Raw genomic sequence first — 15,780 nt, 5'->3', positions numbered from 1 at the left:
TTTAATTAAGCGTCGTCTTCGAGTGCCTCGCGAGTTAAGGATTCATAGGTGGGGCGTGAAGGAGTACGGCGATTACCAGTATCTGCCATCAAATCGACTTCAGCATCAGCAGTACTTCCGTCTGCTTGAGTTTCGACTTTGTGTACGGCAATATCTAACCCGAGTGATTGAAGTTCTCGCATCAATACTTTGAATGACTCGGGTGTACCAGGTCTAGGAATGGCTTTACCTTTCACAATCGAATTTAGTGCCTCATTGCGTCCTTGCATATCATCGGATTTAACGGTGAGCAATTCCTGTAAAGTATATGCTGCACCGAAGGCTTCTAATGCCCACACTTCCATTTCTCCAAAGCGTTGACCACCTTGTTGGGCTTTACCACCTAAAGGCTGCTGCGTGACTAAGGAGTATGGTCCTGTAGAACGCGCGTGGATCTTGTCATCTACAAGGTGTACGAGTTTGAGTATGTAAGCGATCCCTACGGTAATCGGGCGGTCAAAGGCTTCTCCAGTCCGACCATCAAATACCTTGATTTTGCCAGGTGTCTCTGGGTCGAATAGCCAATCTTGACCACTGCCGCCCGCCTCACTTAGTTTGCCATGAACGACAGTTCGTGATGACTCTTCGCCATACATTTCGTCAAATGGCGTTACCTTGTACCGCATACCTAAGTTGTGTCCTGCCCAACCGAGTAAGCACTCGAAAACTTGACCGACGTTCATGCGTGAAGGAACTCCCAGAGGATTAAGCACAATATCTACAGGTGTTCCATCTTCCAAGTACGGCATATCTTCTACCGGCAGAATCCGAGAAATAATACCTTTGTTACCGTGACGTCCTGCCATTTTGTCGCCGACTTGAATCTTGCGTTTTTGTGCTACATAGACGCGTACCACCATGTTTGCTCCTGGTGGCAGTTCATCACCTTGTTCGCGGGTAAATACACGCACATCAACGACGCGGCCCTTTTCGCCGTTCGGTACTCTTAAAGAGTTATCTCGGACATCACGCGCTTTTTCTCCGAAGATGGCGCGCAGTAACTTTTCTTCAGGAGGTTGATCTGACTCTCCTTTAGGAGTCACTTTACCAACAAGGATATCTCCTGCTTCTACCCAGGCACCCATGCGGATGATTCCTTGTTCATCTAACTGTCGTAGCGCGTCTTCTCCGACATTAGGAATTTCTCTGGTAATTTCTTCAGGTCCAAGTTTTGTTTGTCTTGCTTCAATTTCATACTTTTCAATGTGAATTGAAGTGTAAATATCTTCTTGAACGAGTCGTTCTGAGATTAAGATCGCGTCTTCATAGTTATAACCTTCCCACGGCATATAGGCGATCATGATATTTTGACCAAGTGCCAACTCACCACCTTCGGTGGCTGAACCATCGGCAATAACTTGACCAGCAACGACGCGATCGCCTTTTTGCACTAATGGTCTTTGATTTAAACACGTATCTTGGTTAGAACGTTGATACTTAGAGATTTGATACTCAATTTCTGAACTACTGCCATCAGGACGGACGCGAATGCGATTAGCATCTACATACGAAATTTCACCGTCCGTGCGGCTGACAATGACCATTCCAGAGTCCCGTGCCGCTTGTGCTTCTAACCCTGTTCCTACTAAAGGACGTTCTGGTTTCAGCAAAGGTACTGCTTGTCGTTGCATGTTTGATCCCATGAGCGCGCGGTTAGCATCGTCGTGCTCTAGGAAAGGGATCATACTTGTTGCTACTGACACGATTTGTACAGGTGATACTGCAACGTAGTCTACTTGTTCTGGTGTTGTTGTTGTCCAGTCTTGACGATAGCGCACTGGGACTTGTGAACCAAGGATATAACCATTGTCATCAATTGGAGTATCTCCAGGTGCGACGCGCAAATCGTCTTCTTCGTCTGCTGTCATGTAAGCTGGAGCTTTGTCAAACAAGACACGCCCGTTTTCTACTGCTCGAAATGGCGTTTCTAGAAAGCCATATTGATTAACACGAGCATGAGTTGCCAAAGAACCAATCAAACCTGCGTTTGGTCCTTCTGGTGTTTCAATCGGGCAGATTCGCCCATAGTGTGAAGGATGAATATCTCGCACAGCAAAGCCTGCACGTTCGCGGGTTAATCCTCCAGGACCTAAAGCACTCAAGCGGCGTTTGTGTGTCAGTTCTGCTAATGGATTTGTCTGATCCATAAACTGACTCAATTGGCTAGAACCAAAGAATTCTTTGATTGCTGCGACTAATGGTTTGGGGTTTACTAAGGATGCTGGAGTTAAAGCTTCAGCATCGGATACTGTCATCCGCTCTCGAATAATCCGCTCTAAGCGATTTAAACCAACGCGTACCTGATTTTGTAGCAATTCACCAACGCTGCGTACTCGGCGATTACCTAAGTGGTCGATGTCATCAGTATTGCCGATATCAAACTCTAAGTTAATCAGATAGTCAACTGCTGCCAAGATATCGTTAGAAGTTAAGACTCGTGTGGTTTCAGGGATACTCAAGCGAAGTTTCTTGTTGAGTTTGTAGCGTCCTACACGCCCCAGGTCATATCGTTTGGGATCAAAGAAGCGCGAGTCTAACAGCTGCTGACCGCCAAGCACTGTGGGCGGTTCGCCAGGACGTAGCTTGCGGTACAACTCCATTAAGGCTTCTTCTTCAGAGAACTGCCCTTCTTTTTCGATTGTCTTTTGAAAATACTCTGGGTGGCGTAGTGCATCAAAAATTTCATTATCAGATAGACCTAGAGCCTTGAGTAGTACTTGGGCAGATAGCTTGCGGGTTTTGTCAATGCGTACCCATACCAAGTCATTACGATCAGTTTCAAATTTAAGCCATGCTCCTCGGTTAGGAATTAGGCTAGCTGAGTAAGTTCTACGACCGTTTTTATCAACTTCAGACTTATAGTAAACTCCTGGCGAACGAACAATTTGATTAACAATGACTCGCTCTGCACCGTTGATAATGAAAGTCCCGCGATCAGTCATTAGAGGTAGATCGCCGATAAAGACTTCTTGCTCTTTAATTTCACCAGTTTCTTTGTTGATCAATCGTGTAGGCACGTACATTTGTACTGCATAGGTGCTGTCACGACGCTTTGCCTCGTCTACATCATATTTAGGTCTTTTGAGTTTGTAGTTTTGACCAACAAAGTGTAGCTCTAATTTGCCTGTGTAATCTGTAATGGGAGAGAAACTGTTGAGTTCTTCAATCAGACCGTCTTCTAAAAACCACCGGAAGCTGGAGCGCTGAATTTCAATTAGATCGGGTAATAGGAAGGCGGGTTCGATATAAGTTTCGTTTGTCATGCTTCTTATACGTACGTACTTTGTATAGTTAAACTTGCCGAGTGTTGGTAACGCTGCCAATATACTGATGGTGAGATTTGACAGTTAAGGGACAAGCGCGGTAGAAGAAATTGTGCCTTTTTGGTTGCTTTGTTTGTACAATAAACACAAAGGTCTAAAGCTTAAGCCTGGTAGCAGTGCTTCACGGTAGTTGAGGGAACTTGCTGACTAATAGCTGATGTGGGTATCGCTGTGACAACTGAGATCTCCATTTAGTGACTGGTCACTGATAATATAAATAGGCTTAAATATTTTAAGCCTGACAGTTGCTGCTTATTTGTAGAAATCAAGTTTTGCGTACATTTTTTGCTTTTACTCGCATGACACTCCTTTCATTAAGACGTGGTTCTTTGTCCACAGCAAAAAATAGTTTTTCAATCCAGAAATTGGTTAATGTGTAGATGAGGTTGATTTTGCATAATGACTTGACCTCGCCTCTTGAAGGTTCAGAGCATTAGTAGCAGATTGTCTGTTGCTTTGGTTAACTTATTTCGTATTTGATTCGCGATCGCCAAGGTAGTTAAGTGAGAAGTGTAAAAAATTTGCAACTGCCTGAAAAATAAATTCATATTGGCTTCATTAATTATTATGGCGTTTTTCTGACAGCTTTCGCCAACTACAACTGAGATATGCTAAGTTCAGACTTCAACTTGAGTTTTATACTGAAAGCCCGAAGAGCTTGCATGCATTAGTTGTGGTTAGTGCGGCAATATCCTCTGTAGTCACATCGCGGAGAGTGGCTAGTGTTTCGGCTACATAGCGTACAAAAGCAGGCTCATTGCGTTTTTGACTTCTTTTGGGAACCGGAGATAAAAATGGGCAGTCAGTCTCAATTAACAGGCGATCGCTCCAAACCATTTTTGCCGACTCTTGAATTTGCTTGGCATTTTTGAATGTCACTATACCGCTGAAACTTACATAAAACCCCAAATCAAGAAACCACTCTGTTTCTTCTGCATTTCCTGTCCAACAATGCATGACTCCTTTGACTTGACCGTGCTGCTGCTGAAAATCATGAATGACATCGCGCATGATGTTAGCCGCGTCTCGGCAATGGATAATCACTGGTAAGTCAAGTTCGCGTGCGATCTTAAGTTGTGCAACAAATACATTTTTTTGCTTTGTTTGGTTCTCTGCTTTGTAGAAATCCAGCCCAATCTCTCCTATTGCCACTACTTTATTGTCTGAGCGAGCAAATGAAACGATTTGTTCAGCAGTGTTTGCTAACCATTTGTCTGCATCTAGCGGATGTAAGCCGACTGCAAAACTCAGTTCAGGGATTTTTGTTGCTAGTAACTGAATACTAGCAAATTCTGCTGGTTCTACGCAGGAGTGTACCAAGCGAACAACGCCAGCTTCTTGCCAGCGCGATCGTACGGCTGGCAAGTCCGGTTCAAACACATCAAAGTTGAGATGAACGTGGGAATCTATGAGTTGCATTTTAACGATGCTAGATGTTAGAGAAGAAAATTCATACTTCCTAATAATCCCTAACGATTTAGTTGCCGGTTGCTTCTGCTTGCTCGTGCTGTTTGAGTCGCTTGACTAGACGTGATTTTTTTCTAGCTCCATTGTTTGGGTGTAGGACACCGCGTTTTACAGCTTTGTCAATTTTGCTGTATGCTGCTGCCATCCGCGAAAGGACTTCTTGCTTTGCTTCTGGTGTAGGATCAGCAGCATAAGTATCTACAGCAGTCAAGTATTTTTTCATTAAAGTTTTGACTGCCGATTTGTAAGCTTTGTTACGCAGTCGGTTCCGTTCTGCAATTTTGATACGCTTGATAGCAGATTTTGTATTCGCCACAGTTAAACCCAGGAAAACGATAAAATTATAAAGACAAAATCCTAGATGTACTAATATAGCATTCAATTTAGCAATATTGCGATTATCCGGAAAATCCAGGTTAAGCTAGAGAAACGAGTATGGCTCAACTTTGCACTCTTTTAGGGCAAAGCAATATAAAGAACCTGTGCTCGGTTTGGTAATTCTTAGAAAGCCACAAGTCCGAACTTCATGCTGCGAATTATTACTCAGCAAGCCGAGGTACGAGCAGAGCTACAACGCATCTGCGATCGCACCCACGATGACCAAGTGGTTCATAAAGAAGCGACGGTGCGGGAGGTGCTTCAAGCGGTGAAGCGCCAAGGCGATCGAGCCTTACTGCACTATACAGCAGAATTTGACCACCAAAACCTGAAACAAGAAGAGTTACGTGTTAGCGGTTCAGAACTAGACGCGGCTTATCAGCAGGTGTCAAAAGAGCTGCTTGACGCCATCAGGCTCGCTTGTCGTCAAATTGAAGCATTTCACCGTCAACGAGTGCCCAAATCGTGGGTTCACTTTGGTGAAGATGAAATTGTCTTGGGCAAACGCTACACGCCTGTAGACAGAGCAGGGTTATACGTACCTGGTGGCAGAGCTGCATATCCAAGCACTGTGTTAATGAACGCGGTGCCTGCTAAAGTAGCTGGAGTACCACGGCGAGTCATGGTAACACCACCAGGGGGGGAAAAATCAATTCACCCAGCAGTGCTAGTTGCCGCACAAGAAGCTGGTATAGAAGAAATTTATCGTGTAGGAGGAGCGCAGGCGATCGCTGCGTTAGCATACGGCACAGAAACAATTCCTAAAGTTAATGTCATTACAGGTCCAGGTAATATATATGTCACCTTGGCAAAAAAACTAGTGTATGGAACTGTAGGTATTGACTCGCTAGCAGGTCCTTCAGAAGTTTTGGTGATTGCTGATGAAACAGCTAATGCGACTTATGTAGCAGCTGACTTGTTAGCTCAAGCTGAGCACGATCCTATGGCTGCAGCTATTTTGCTGACAACAGATGCGGAGTTAGCAAAGAAAGTACAAGCTGAAGTTGAGCAGCAATTAGAAAATCATCCCCGCCGAACTTTAACTGAAAAAGCGATCGCGCATTATGGTTTAATTGTGATTGTAGATTCACTAGAGCAAGCAGCTGAACTCTCAAATGAGTTTGCGCCAGAACACTTAGAGCTAGAGGTCGCAGAACCTTGGGAATTGGTAGAGAAAATTCGTCATGCAGGGGCAATTTTCTTAGGTTCCTCAACACCGGAAGCTGTGGGAGATTATTTAGCAGGACCTAACCATACGCTACCAACTTCGGGAGCCGCTCGCTATGCGTCTGCTTTGGGTGTAGAAACTTTTCTAAAACACTCAAGCCTGATTCAGTATTCTCCAATCGCCCTTCAAAAAGTTGCCGGTGCAATTGAAGTTCTTGCCAAAGCTGAAGGATTACCCTCTCATGCTGCATCAGTACGGTTGAGAATGCAGCCTAAAGGTGATACATGGGGAATGGAAGACGGGGATAAGCCATCTTAACCTCAGTGCAGCACAAAGGAGATCAGCCTGTGTTAAAAACAATTGTGGTAGCTCTTGATGGTTCAGACCTCTCAGAATATGTAATTCAAACTGTACAAGAACTACAACTGCAACCTGATAGCCAATTCATCCTTTGTCACGTTATCCCGCCACCAATATCTGACCTAGAGATGGTGGCTGACTTACCTCATGCCTATGCAGCAGAGGTTCCTTATCGGAACGTTGAAAAACAGATAGAAGCTTATCAAGAGCAGCTACCAGGAGAAAGTCAAGTAGAAATTGTTAGTGGCGATCCGGCTGAAGAAATTGTGCGGATTGCGAATATTTACCATGCTGATTTGATTGCGATCGGTAGTCGCGGTTTACAAGGTGTTAAGCGAATTATTCAAGGATCGGTGAGTAGTCAGGTTGTAGAGAGTGCCCATTGTTCGGTGCTTGTAGTCAAGCCACAGTAGGCTTTACTCGGTAATAGGTAGTGGCTAAGAGGTCAGGTAATAAATCGTAACCATTTCCTTCAACCTGTTCTACATTGGCACAATGCCTTCATTAGCAATAAATCCAAATTGGTTTGAGACAAAAATGTCTGCATGGCTAAGCAATGGTTTATTGGTCAGTGTTGCTATTTGGACTTGCTTGCTGGGACCTATACCATCGCGATCAAAGTATAAAGCTCCAGAATTTCTGTCATAGATGAAGCGATCGCTCGCATCACCAGCGGCTGTACCGCGACGAAACTGGTGAGGTCTGATAACTGCGCCTGGTTGTAGCCCACCCCCAAAATAGCGTGGAGAGACAACTATCGTATCATCAGCAACAACAAAGTCAGTAATGACATCAATTCCTTCATTTGGAGCACTAAATTCAAAGCGATCTGCACCAGGCCCACCAGTTAGCGTATCTCTACCATAACCTCCTGCCAAGATGTCGTTTCCTATTCCACCAATCAATAAGTCTTTACCAAAATCACCATAAAGAATATCTGCACCCGCACCACCACGGATTGTGTCGTTACCAGCATCACCAATAAGGATATCTGCACCAGCTAATCCCAACATCAAGTCATTAAATTCAGTACCTATGAGAATATCGCTGCCGTTGCTACCAACAATTGTTGCCATAATAATTTACTACCTTGAATCGAATTCTATGAACTAATCCTCTAAAGAGTAAACATGTAATTTATCCAAAACTTTAATCCATAATTTAAATATATTCCAAAAAGGTTTATTTAAATTCAAGCTTAAAATAATATTAATTAACTTATTCCATAGTTTATTGGAAAGAAATACGATAGTAATGTCTAAACCCAACAAACAATATTTAAACTGAACTAGTAAATAAAAAGGTTGAAAACTTTATTTGTAATCTTCTTTTCAGACAGCTCAAGTAAATCCTGAAATAATCTATCTTGCATACTCATGAAACTTTTATCCCTTCTTGATATGAGGCTCATTATTAGCTTCCTAAATTGTGAGACATAAATACTTATTTTGCGTCTCAATAAACAGCTCTCAAAGTATTGACGTAGCAACTTTTATGTTGAATGCTTAAAAGCAGGCAACATAAAAGCCTATTTCAACAAACAAGTAGTTATTAATTACCAGGAAAACAAAATGGCTAGCATCAAAATTTTTGAATTAACTCCTGCTGGTACTGAACTATTTCAGGATACTGAAAGCTTCCTTAATGAGTTAAATGACCAGGAATCTTTAATGATATCTGGTGGTGACGGTAGCAATGTAAATATTAGCAATATTAGTCAAGTCACTATTTCTGTTGGTATTTCAATTAAAACTTTTTCTGTTGTGTCTCAAGTCAAGTTTGATAATCGAAGAGGAAGATAAGCTGAATATTTTGATTTAGCTTGTCATGTTTTAGCCAAACCGGTATCGGCTGCTTTACATCTAGTCATAATTATTGTGATTACTCTATAGGGGTCGTAGCTATCTTAGCTACGACCATTATTTATTAAACATAACAAAAGATGATATTAGTAAACCTACTGTATAAATGCTTAGTAAATTAATTCGTTGCTGGAGAGATTTTTTGCACCTTCGTGAAATTACCAATAAAACTATTGCTGATTGTGGTGATTACACTCGACTTGAATAGCTATACCTTAGTTGAATGATATATGCAATTTACACAAGAGCTTTTTTATTGAGAGAAAAATATAAAATCATTATCGCTAACAAAAACTTTATTTCCATCAATAAATTGCTAGTTGACCCTTGTAGCTAATTATATAGCTTGCGTAAGGCTCTGATCGGTAGAATAAAATTAACTTTAGAATTTATAGTTTAAAATTTAATTATCAAGATAGATAAGTAAAATATATGATGATTCATCTTTTGGAAAGAAATAGTGTAGTAATGTCTGAAAAACAGAAAACACAAACTTGTTTCATAAAGAAACAATAAGAAAAATGCTTTTTTTATACTACTATTTTCAATATTTTTTTAAAACCGAGATTGCTACTATCTCTATGATTTTAAACCTCTAGGCTTCTATTTAAACTGCTATTATTTATTAAATAATGTTAGTTTTTTTGGTAAGACATAAATGCTTAGTTTGGGTCTCGACAATCAACTCAAAAGTATTGACGTAATAGGTTTTGTATTGAATGATTAAAAGCAGGCAACACAAAAGCCTGAACCAACAAAAAACTAGTTATTAAACACAAGGAAAATCAAATGGCTAGCATCAAAATTTTTGAATTAACTCCTGCTGGTGCTGAACTATTTCAGGATACTGAAAGCTTCCTCAACGAGTTAAATGATCAGGAATCTTTAATGATATCTGGTGGTAATGGTAGCGATTTAAATATTAGCAATATTAGTCAAGTGACTGTTTCTGTTGGTATTTCAATCAAATCAGTTTCTGTAGTGTCTCAAGTAAAAGGTAACATTTATTTTGGTAAGAGAAATAGAAGGTAGGCTAAACATGCCAAACTAACCGATATCGGATGCTTTACATCTAGTTATAATTATTGCGAGTACTCTATACGGGTCGGAGCCAAATTAGCTTCGACCTATTATTTATCTGATAAAAATACTACTACTCAAAGTGAAGTTAAATTAAATAAGCTGCTAATTTAAGACATAAATATCTCATTTGTACTACTAACAATTCTTGTATATCATAAATAATAGAGTGTTCTGTAGGATAAAAAGCATTGAAAGCTACTTCTTAAAATATAAAAAAGCTATCTAGATTTATCTAGAAAAATGTTAATTGATGTTAAGTTTACGACATAAAGATAGTCCTTATGTCTTTTAAAAGAACTAAAACAACTTGACTAATAAAATACACTCTCTAATTATAAAGAGTATGTGAGATTAGATAAGACTTAAAAAATTGGAGAAAACTAATGGCTTGCATAAAAATTTCTGAATTACAACCTGCAGGCAACGAGCTATTTCAAGACAAAGAAAGTTATTTAGATGAACTGAATGAAAAAGAAACGCTATTTATTATAGGTGGTAAGAAGAAAGGAGGAGATTTAGATATATCTGTATTGACAGTTTATACTGAAAGTATAGGTATCTCCTTACAAACATTTAGTGTTGTGACGCAAGTTAAGAAAATAAAGATAAAAATCAAATATTAATAGTATTTAACCTGAGGATGAGTTTTTAAGCATATTTCCAGTATGTATTTCTACATTTTTTTGGAAACTGCAAATATGGAGTTTATTTTAAGTAACGCAAATGTTTTTGCCTATTTAGTGAGTAGAGACCTGTGTACTCAGGAAGAAGCAAACAGTAAAGTTGAGCGAAAAAGTGCGAAAAATTTCAACTTACTTGTTAGCTTATCAGCAGGGCGTAAACTTTTAGTCAAGCAGGAACCTTTCACTGGACAACAAGAAGTGGCTAATGAGTTTCTGCGAGAATGGCGAATTCACGAGTTTATTCAGAGATTTTCTGAATTAGGATACATTAGTGCATGGTTGCCAGAGGTAATTCATTTTGATGCAGAGAATTCTCTCATTGTTATCAACTATTTAACGAATTATCGCGACCTAGCTGAATTTTACGCTCAAGAAAATAACTTTGCACCTGATATTGCAGGTGCAATTGGCTCAGCGTTAGCAACAATTCACGGTGCAACTCTAAATTGCCAAGAGTACCAAGAATTTTTTGTTCAAGATACAGCAAGCGAAACGGAACGAGAACTGCAGTTAACTGAAGGCTTAGACAAAATTGGTCCAGAGATCTTTGGTCAAGTTCCTGATGATGGGTTAAAGTTCTTTGCACTTTACCAACGCTATGACAGTTTAGGACAAGCGATCGCCCAACTCAGTCATGCATACAAACCTTGCTGCTTAACACACAATGACCTTAAACTCAATAACATTCTTTTACCTTTAGATTGGGAAAATCATCTTCAGATTCGTCTGATTGATTGGGAACGTTCTGACTGGGGCGATCCGGCATTTGATTTAGGGTCGCTGATAGCAAGTTATCTTTTAGTATGGCTCACAAGCTTGGTTGTGAGTAAATCAATTGGCATCGAAGAAGCTTTGCGTTTAGCGATGACACCCCTGGAAGACTTACAGCCTTCGCTTGTTGCATTGATGCGTAGTTACTGCGAGCGCTTTCCAGAAATTTTTGAACTGCGCCCTGACTTTCTCCCACGCGTGATGCAATTTACTGGCTTGAATTTGATCAAAGCAATTCAATCGATGCTGCAGTATCAGAAATCTTTTGGTAATACAGGAATTTGCTTACTGCAGGTAGCCAAGTCTTTACTGTGTCGTCCTGAAGCCTCAATCCGGACTATTTTTGGCATTGAAGAATTAGAACTGACTCGCCTTGTTCGTTCCGCTTAATTATTAATTGTAGGCACATTATGCTGTTGTTGGATTCGCTACATCAACTAGTAGACGAGCGATTACAAACTTCCTTACAAGATATTGTTAACAATATTCAGATCGAATCTAACTTTTGTATTCGCCACCCAAACTACAAACCCTTACAACTTCCTACTGAAGCAGTAGAGAGGTTTGAGCGATTACCGTATAGCCTGCAGGTGAAATATCTCAATTTGCAGCTACAAAATTTTCTCTATGGCATTTATTACAATGGCTTTTTGCAAGCAGCACTAGCACCGACAGAGGATAGTAAAACACCACAACACCACGAAAACAATACTTTTCTTGGTGTAGACCTCGCATTTTATGAGCGATTGCACGATAGCAACAACGGTGAAGGCTATTTTGATTCTGGTTGGTTGGTAGTCAGACAAGAGGATGATAACTTTGTTGTCGCCAAAGGTGGATTAACTTTGTGGATCAGCGATCGCCATCTGCAACCCGAAGTTGTGCCTTTAGTTGGTGAAGAAATTGCCATTCGTTTACCTCGTAATCGAGTACAAAACGGTTTCTACATGGCGGTGGGTGATGCAGGTTCTCCTAGCGATGAAGAGCAACTGACACGGATCTATTTCAATCTCAGCCCAGAAGGTGCGGTTGCTGTCATGAGTAGCTTGACGCATCAACTCAATAAAATTGCCCTACCTTTTCTATTTAAGGTTCTCTACGATCCTGCGTACTACAAGCGCTATGACTCAGGAGTGCTGTATTTTGCCAAAAGTCACTACGCAGCTATCCGAAAGGCGTTACAGCAGGTCTATGCTGAACATCAAGCACATTTTCGCACCCAAGTGCCACTGTTTACTAAGTTTCTTGCACCAGGACTCGCGATCGCCGAAGAACCCGATCTCAAATTTGCCGAACAAGAAAGTTTTGGCATGAATCGGTGCCAAATTGTTGCAAGTGGCTTGCTAGAAGCAAGAGAAGACAATGATGAGTCTCCACAAAAGCGGATGGTAGCAATTTTGCACCAGTTTTCCTCGTTAGAGCTTGATCTAAATCGTTCTTATCTTAATGCGAATTCCGAAGACATTTATATTCCGCTGCAGTTATGAAGATTACCGATCTCACCTCACCTACAGAGGAAGCGATTCCTATCAGGAAGCATTCTCATTCTGATCTACCTTTTTATCGCCCCCTTGGTCGCACAAACTTAAGTGTCAGTTGTCTGGGATTAGGAGGTGGTGGACAGATTTCGAGCGAAGATACGCTTTATGCGTTTGACCAGGGAATCAATTTCTTTTTTTACTCTAGCGATCTCCACCACTATCTTTACAGTTCGATGGCAGGGGCGCTACGTCAACTGTGCGGACGCAAATCTAGAGTGCGCGAGCAAGTAGTATTGGCAACAGTATCTTACATTGTGAAAACCCCAGATGCTATTTTCTCTTCACTTTACGATCAGTTTGTCGATTTGGGGATTGATTATATTGATATCTTTTTCTGGGGTTGGATTGGTGCAGATAATGCGGGTGATTTGCAAAACTGCTTGAGTGCTTCTAATGACATTCGCGGTCCCAACACTGTATGTCAGCGGACGATGGAAAGAATCTTTAGTACCTCAGAGCGCCTCAAGAAAATGGGTGCGGTTCGTTATATTGGTGCTTCTTTCCACGATCATCATCTAGCGCGTCAATGGTTAAATAATTCGTTGTTAGATGTGGTCATGGTACGGCATAATGTCGCGCATCGTACCGCCCAAGAAGAGGTTTTTGCCCAGCTAGATCCTCAAGACTCGCAGCGTTCAGGAATCGTCACTTTTAAGTCGGCTGGAATGCACAATTTTCTTGGAGATCCCCCTGTCAATCTCCCGAAAGGATGCTGGCGACCAACAGTTCCTGATTTGTATCGCTATTCGCTGAGTCAAAACTGTGTTGATGTTTGCTTGACAGGGTTAACTCGGCGCGAAGAAGTTGATGCGGCGATCGCCAGTGTGCAACAAGGTAAGCTTTCAGATGCAGAACTCGACTATCTCGCCCTATATGGAGATTTGCATCGTCAACGAGTCAATGTGCAAGATGTTCCTGCTGAACGCTGGTATCAACCACTAGCAGCAGCTTTGTAAATTTATTGGGTAAGTGCTATGTCGGATTTAGTAATCGAACAACCAGTTTTACCAAAAATTTCTCCTGCAACCGATGCAGAGATTGTGACTTATCTCCGGCGTTCATGTAAATTTGCTGAAATTGCTGATTTGACCGAACGCGATGCTTTAATTTTACAGCTTTGCGAACAGTACGAAGTTACCGTATCGGATGAAGAATGGCAAGCTGCTGGTGATGCTTTTCGCACTGAACACAAAATACTTGGAGTTGCAGAAACTTATGCATGGTTGACACGCCAACGGATCAGTGTCGAAGATTGGTCTGAGGGAATCAAAGTTAGGTTCTTAGGGAAGAAGTTAAAAGCGGAGCTTTTTGGAGAAGCTGTTGATAGTTATTACTTTCAAAATAGAGAAGAATATCAGCGAGTTGCGCTTTCCCAAATTCTCGTGCTCAATGTTACTGATGCGATGAAACTAGCAAAAGCACTACGCGAGGAACAAGCTTCTTTCTGCGCTTTGGCGTTGGAACACTCGAAGGGTAAACAGTCGCAAGAAAACGGTGGTTTTACTGGGGTGCGCTTTTTGAGTGAATTACTACCAGAAATTGCGCAGGCGATCGCTACAGCCATAGAAGGCGAAATTATCGGACCAATTCATACAAAACTCGGCTATCACATTCTCCGAGTTGAAAAAAGATTTCCTCCAGAACTCAGCGAAACCGTAAGAGAGCAAATTTTAGATACTTTATTTGAATTCTGGATACAGGAAAATAGTCAAGCAAAAATGCTTGATCAATGAATTTGCTGCTATGCAAACAAAGTCTACTTCTGTGGACTCAGGGTAAGGCAACTCTTACCCTCTCAAAAGTCTTATCTTAGTGTACGAAGATACACTTTGCTTAGATAATCCCAACGTTAGCCGGACTTTATGTTCGTTCTGAATCATTGACAAGGAGTGCGTCAAATGTCTTGTTTAAACATCTCTGATTTATCTGTTACTGGTTTAGAGCTATTCCAGGACGCTGAAAGTTTTATGAATGAATTAAGCGATCGCGAAATAGAAAATATTACAGGTGGCTGGTTCAGTTTTCTCACAGATGACTTCATGCCAACCACAAGTAACTTAGTAGTAGAAACCGTAGTAAAAACGCGAGTTGTTTCTGTGGTCACTAGATCAGTTTGGGTAAAAACGAAAGGTGTGAAAAATTATGGGGTCTCGCATACTCACAAAACTATCATTAGTGTTAGACGCTGAAGCACATCAAAACAATTATGACTACACAGACACAGCACTTTCTAACTGGATTTTAACTTCTACATTGGCAATCTGTTGCTTGAGCCACTCAGCAAATAAATCAGAAAGAATTTGATAACGTAGATCGTTGTCCAACTGAGGTTGAATGATTTCCTCAACGAAGAGCAGATGAATCCCTTTTGAGGTGACAATTGGCTTGAGAAGTTGTGGTGGAGTTGCGGCAAATACTGCAGCAGAAATTTCTGGTTTGAGATCTTTCCTATGTAGAATTCCGCGATATCCACCGCAGCGCCGTAGTTCAGGTTCTTCTATATACTGGCTGGCAACTTCACTAAAACTGATCTCTTTTTCAGTAATTGCATAAAACAGTTCTAATGCTAAATCCTGATCGTTTAATATAACTTCATAGAATACAACACCAGCATAATCAAGTTGATGTTCAACAAAAAAAGGTTCAACACTATCTGCAAATAAATGTTGAGCTAGTTTTGCAGAAATAACATTTGCATAAACTATTTCTTCAAAATCATCGACAGATAAATGATGTTTTTCTAGCCATTTCCAAGTATCTTCTGCATGATGAAGGTGATTTATAATCCGCAAGTTATCTGCTCCTTGCTGTAGTTCTTCTTGTGTAGCTGTAAGTCCTTTTTCTGACGCAATGATAGCAATAATTTTTCGATTCAAAATTCCTTCAATTATTGAAGGAAGTTGACACGTAAGATTGATTTCATGAATGATGTTACTAGGAGCAATCTTAATGACGTTTAACATGGTTAAGACCTTGAAAGTGAGTAAAAGGTTGATTGCAATCGAATAAAAACTTTAGTTAAATAGAATATCTTGTAATCATGGATAGGTGAGAAAAATCACTCTAAAAATTTAGATTTATTCAGCTTTTTTGGGTTAGGCATGT

15 protein-coding genes are annotated in these 15,780 nt (G+C 40.8%); 10 read left to right on the top strand and 5 right to left on the bottom strand.

Annotated features, from left to right (window positions below):
- Positions 1 to 5: 5 nt before the first annotated feature.
- The 3 genes from rpoB to rpsT all read right to left on the bottom strand — a co-directional run bounded on the left by rpoB (position 6) and on the right by rpsT (position 5,145).
- On the bottom strand, positions 6 to 3,302 hold the full coding sequence (gene rpoB / locus CSQ79_RS06750; protein WP_099700421.1) for a DNA-directed RNA polymerase subunit beta: 3,297 nt from the start codon (positions 3,300 to 3,302) through the stop codon (positions 6 to 8).
- A gap of 696 nt (positions 3,303 to 3,998) precedes the next feature.
- On the bottom strand, positions 3,999 to 4,781 hold the full coding sequence (locus tag CSQ79_RS06745; RefSeq protein ID WP_099700420.1) for a TatD family hydrolase: 783 nt from the start codon (positions 4,779 to 4,781) through the stop codon (positions 3,999 to 4,001).
- A 58-nt stretch (positions 4,782 to 4,839) separates the two neighbouring features.
- Positions 4,840 to 5,145, bottom strand: a complete 306-nt coding sequence (rpsT, locus tag CSQ79_RS06740; RefSeq protein WP_099700419.1) for a 30S ribosomal protein S20 — start codon at positions 5,143 to 5,145, stop codon at positions 4,840 to 4,842.
- 210 nt (positions 5,146 to 5,355) lie between these two features.
- Here rpsT and hisD point away from each other — a divergent pair, with 210 nt between their 5' ends.
- Together hisD and CSQ79_RS06730 are read left to right on the top strand one after the other, a co-directional pair.
- Positions 5,356 to 6,693 (top strand): histidinol dehydrogenase, encoded by a 1,338-nt coding sequence (gene hisD, locus CSQ79_RS06735; RefSeq protein WP_099700418.1) that lies wholly within the window; start codon positions 5,356 to 5,358, stop codon positions 6,691 to 6,693.
- Positions 6,694 to 6,722: 29 nt separating this feature from the next.
- A complete protein-coding gene (locus CSQ79_RS06730) occupies positions 6,723 to 7,148 on the top strand; it encodes a universal stress protein (protein ID WP_099700678.1) in 426 nt (141 codons plus the stop codon).
- Positions 7,149 to 7,217: 69 nt separating this feature from the next.
- Here CSQ79_RS06730 and CSQ79_RS06725 read toward each other — a convergent pair whose 3' ends face one another.
- Positions 7,218 to 7,811, bottom strand: coding sequence for a calcium-binding protein (locus CSQ79_RS06725; protein ID WP_099700417.1), 594 nt, complete (start codon positions 7,809 to 7,811; stop codon positions 7,218 to 7,220).
- A 495-nt stretch (positions 7,812 to 8,306) separates the two neighbouring features.
- On the opposite strand from CSQ79_RS06725, the gene CSQ79_RS06720 reads away from it, so the two are divergent.
- From CSQ79_RS06720 to CSQ79_RS06685, 8 genes are all read left to right on the top strand, one after another.
- Positions 8,307 to 8,537 carry a hypothetical protein gene (locus CSQ79_RS06720; RefSeq protein ID WP_099700416.1) on the top strand — a complete coding sequence of 77 codons (231 nt, stop codon included), beginning with the start codon at positions 8,307 to 8,309 and terminating at the stop codon, positions 8,535 to 8,537.
- Positions 8,538 to 9,386: 849 nt separating this feature from the next.
- The gene (locus CSQ79_RS06715) at positions 9,387 to 9,629 is read left to right on the top strand and encodes a hypothetical protein (protein WP_099700415.1); all 243 of its coding nucleotides are present in this window, start codon (positions 9,387 to 9,389) and stop codon (positions 9,627 to 9,629) included.
- 434 nt (positions 9,630 to 10,063) lie between these two features.
- Complete coding sequence (locus CSQ79_RS06710) at positions 10,064 to 10,303, top strand: hypothetical protein (RefSeq protein ID WP_099700414.1); 240 nt, start codon at positions 10,064 to 10,066, stop codon at positions 10,301 to 10,303.
- Between the two features lie 75 nt (positions 10,304 to 10,378).
- Positions 10,379 to 11,524 (top strand): phosphotransferase, encoded by a 1,146-nt coding sequence (locus tag CSQ79_RS06705; protein WP_099700677.1) that lies wholly within the window; start codon positions 10,379 to 10,381, stop codon positions 11,522 to 11,524.
- 20 nt (positions 11,525 to 11,544) lie between these two features.
- Positions 11,545 to 12,621, top strand: coding sequence for a T3SS effector HopA1 family protein (locus CSQ79_RS06700; RefSeq protein WP_099700413.1), 1,077 nt, complete (start codon positions 11,545 to 11,547; stop codon positions 12,619 to 12,621).
- A complete protein-coding gene (locus CSQ79_RS06695; RefSeq protein WP_099700412.1) occupies positions 12,618 to 13,631 on the top strand; it encodes an aldo/keto reductase in 1,014 nt (337 codons plus the stop codon). Before CSQ79_RS06700 ends, CSQ79_RS06695 begins: the two co-directional genes overlap by 4 nt.
- A gap of 18 nt (positions 13,632 to 13,649) precedes the next feature.
- On the top strand, positions 13,650 to 14,408 hold the full coding sequence (locus tag CSQ79_RS06690) for a peptidylprolyl isomerase (protein WP_099700411.1): 759 nt from the start codon (positions 13,650 to 13,652) through the stop codon (positions 14,406 to 14,408).
- 165 nt (positions 14,409 to 14,573) lie between these two features.
- Entirely contained in the window at positions 14,574 to 14,864 is a 291-nt protein-coding gene (locus CSQ79_RS06685) for a hypothetical protein (RefSeq protein ID WP_099700410.1), read from the top strand.
- A gap of 21 nt (positions 14,865 to 14,885) precedes the next feature.
- Here CSQ79_RS06685 and CSQ79_RS06680 read toward each other — a convergent pair whose 3' ends face one another.
- Positions 14,886 to 15,638, bottom strand: coding sequence for a peptidylprolyl isomerase (locus CSQ79_RS06680; RefSeq protein ID WP_099700409.1), 753 nt, complete (start codon positions 15,636 to 15,638; stop codon positions 14,886 to 14,888).
- Between the last annotated feature and the right edge of the window lie 142 nt (positions 15,639 to 15,780).

The organism is Gloeocapsopsis sp. IPPAS B-1203, assembly GCF_002749975.1.
Lineage (GTDB): Bacteria > Cyanobacteriota > Cyanobacteriia > Cyanobacteriales > Chroococcidiopsidaceae > Gloeocapsopsis.
This window is presented reverse-complemented; position numbering and strand designations above follow the sequence as displayed.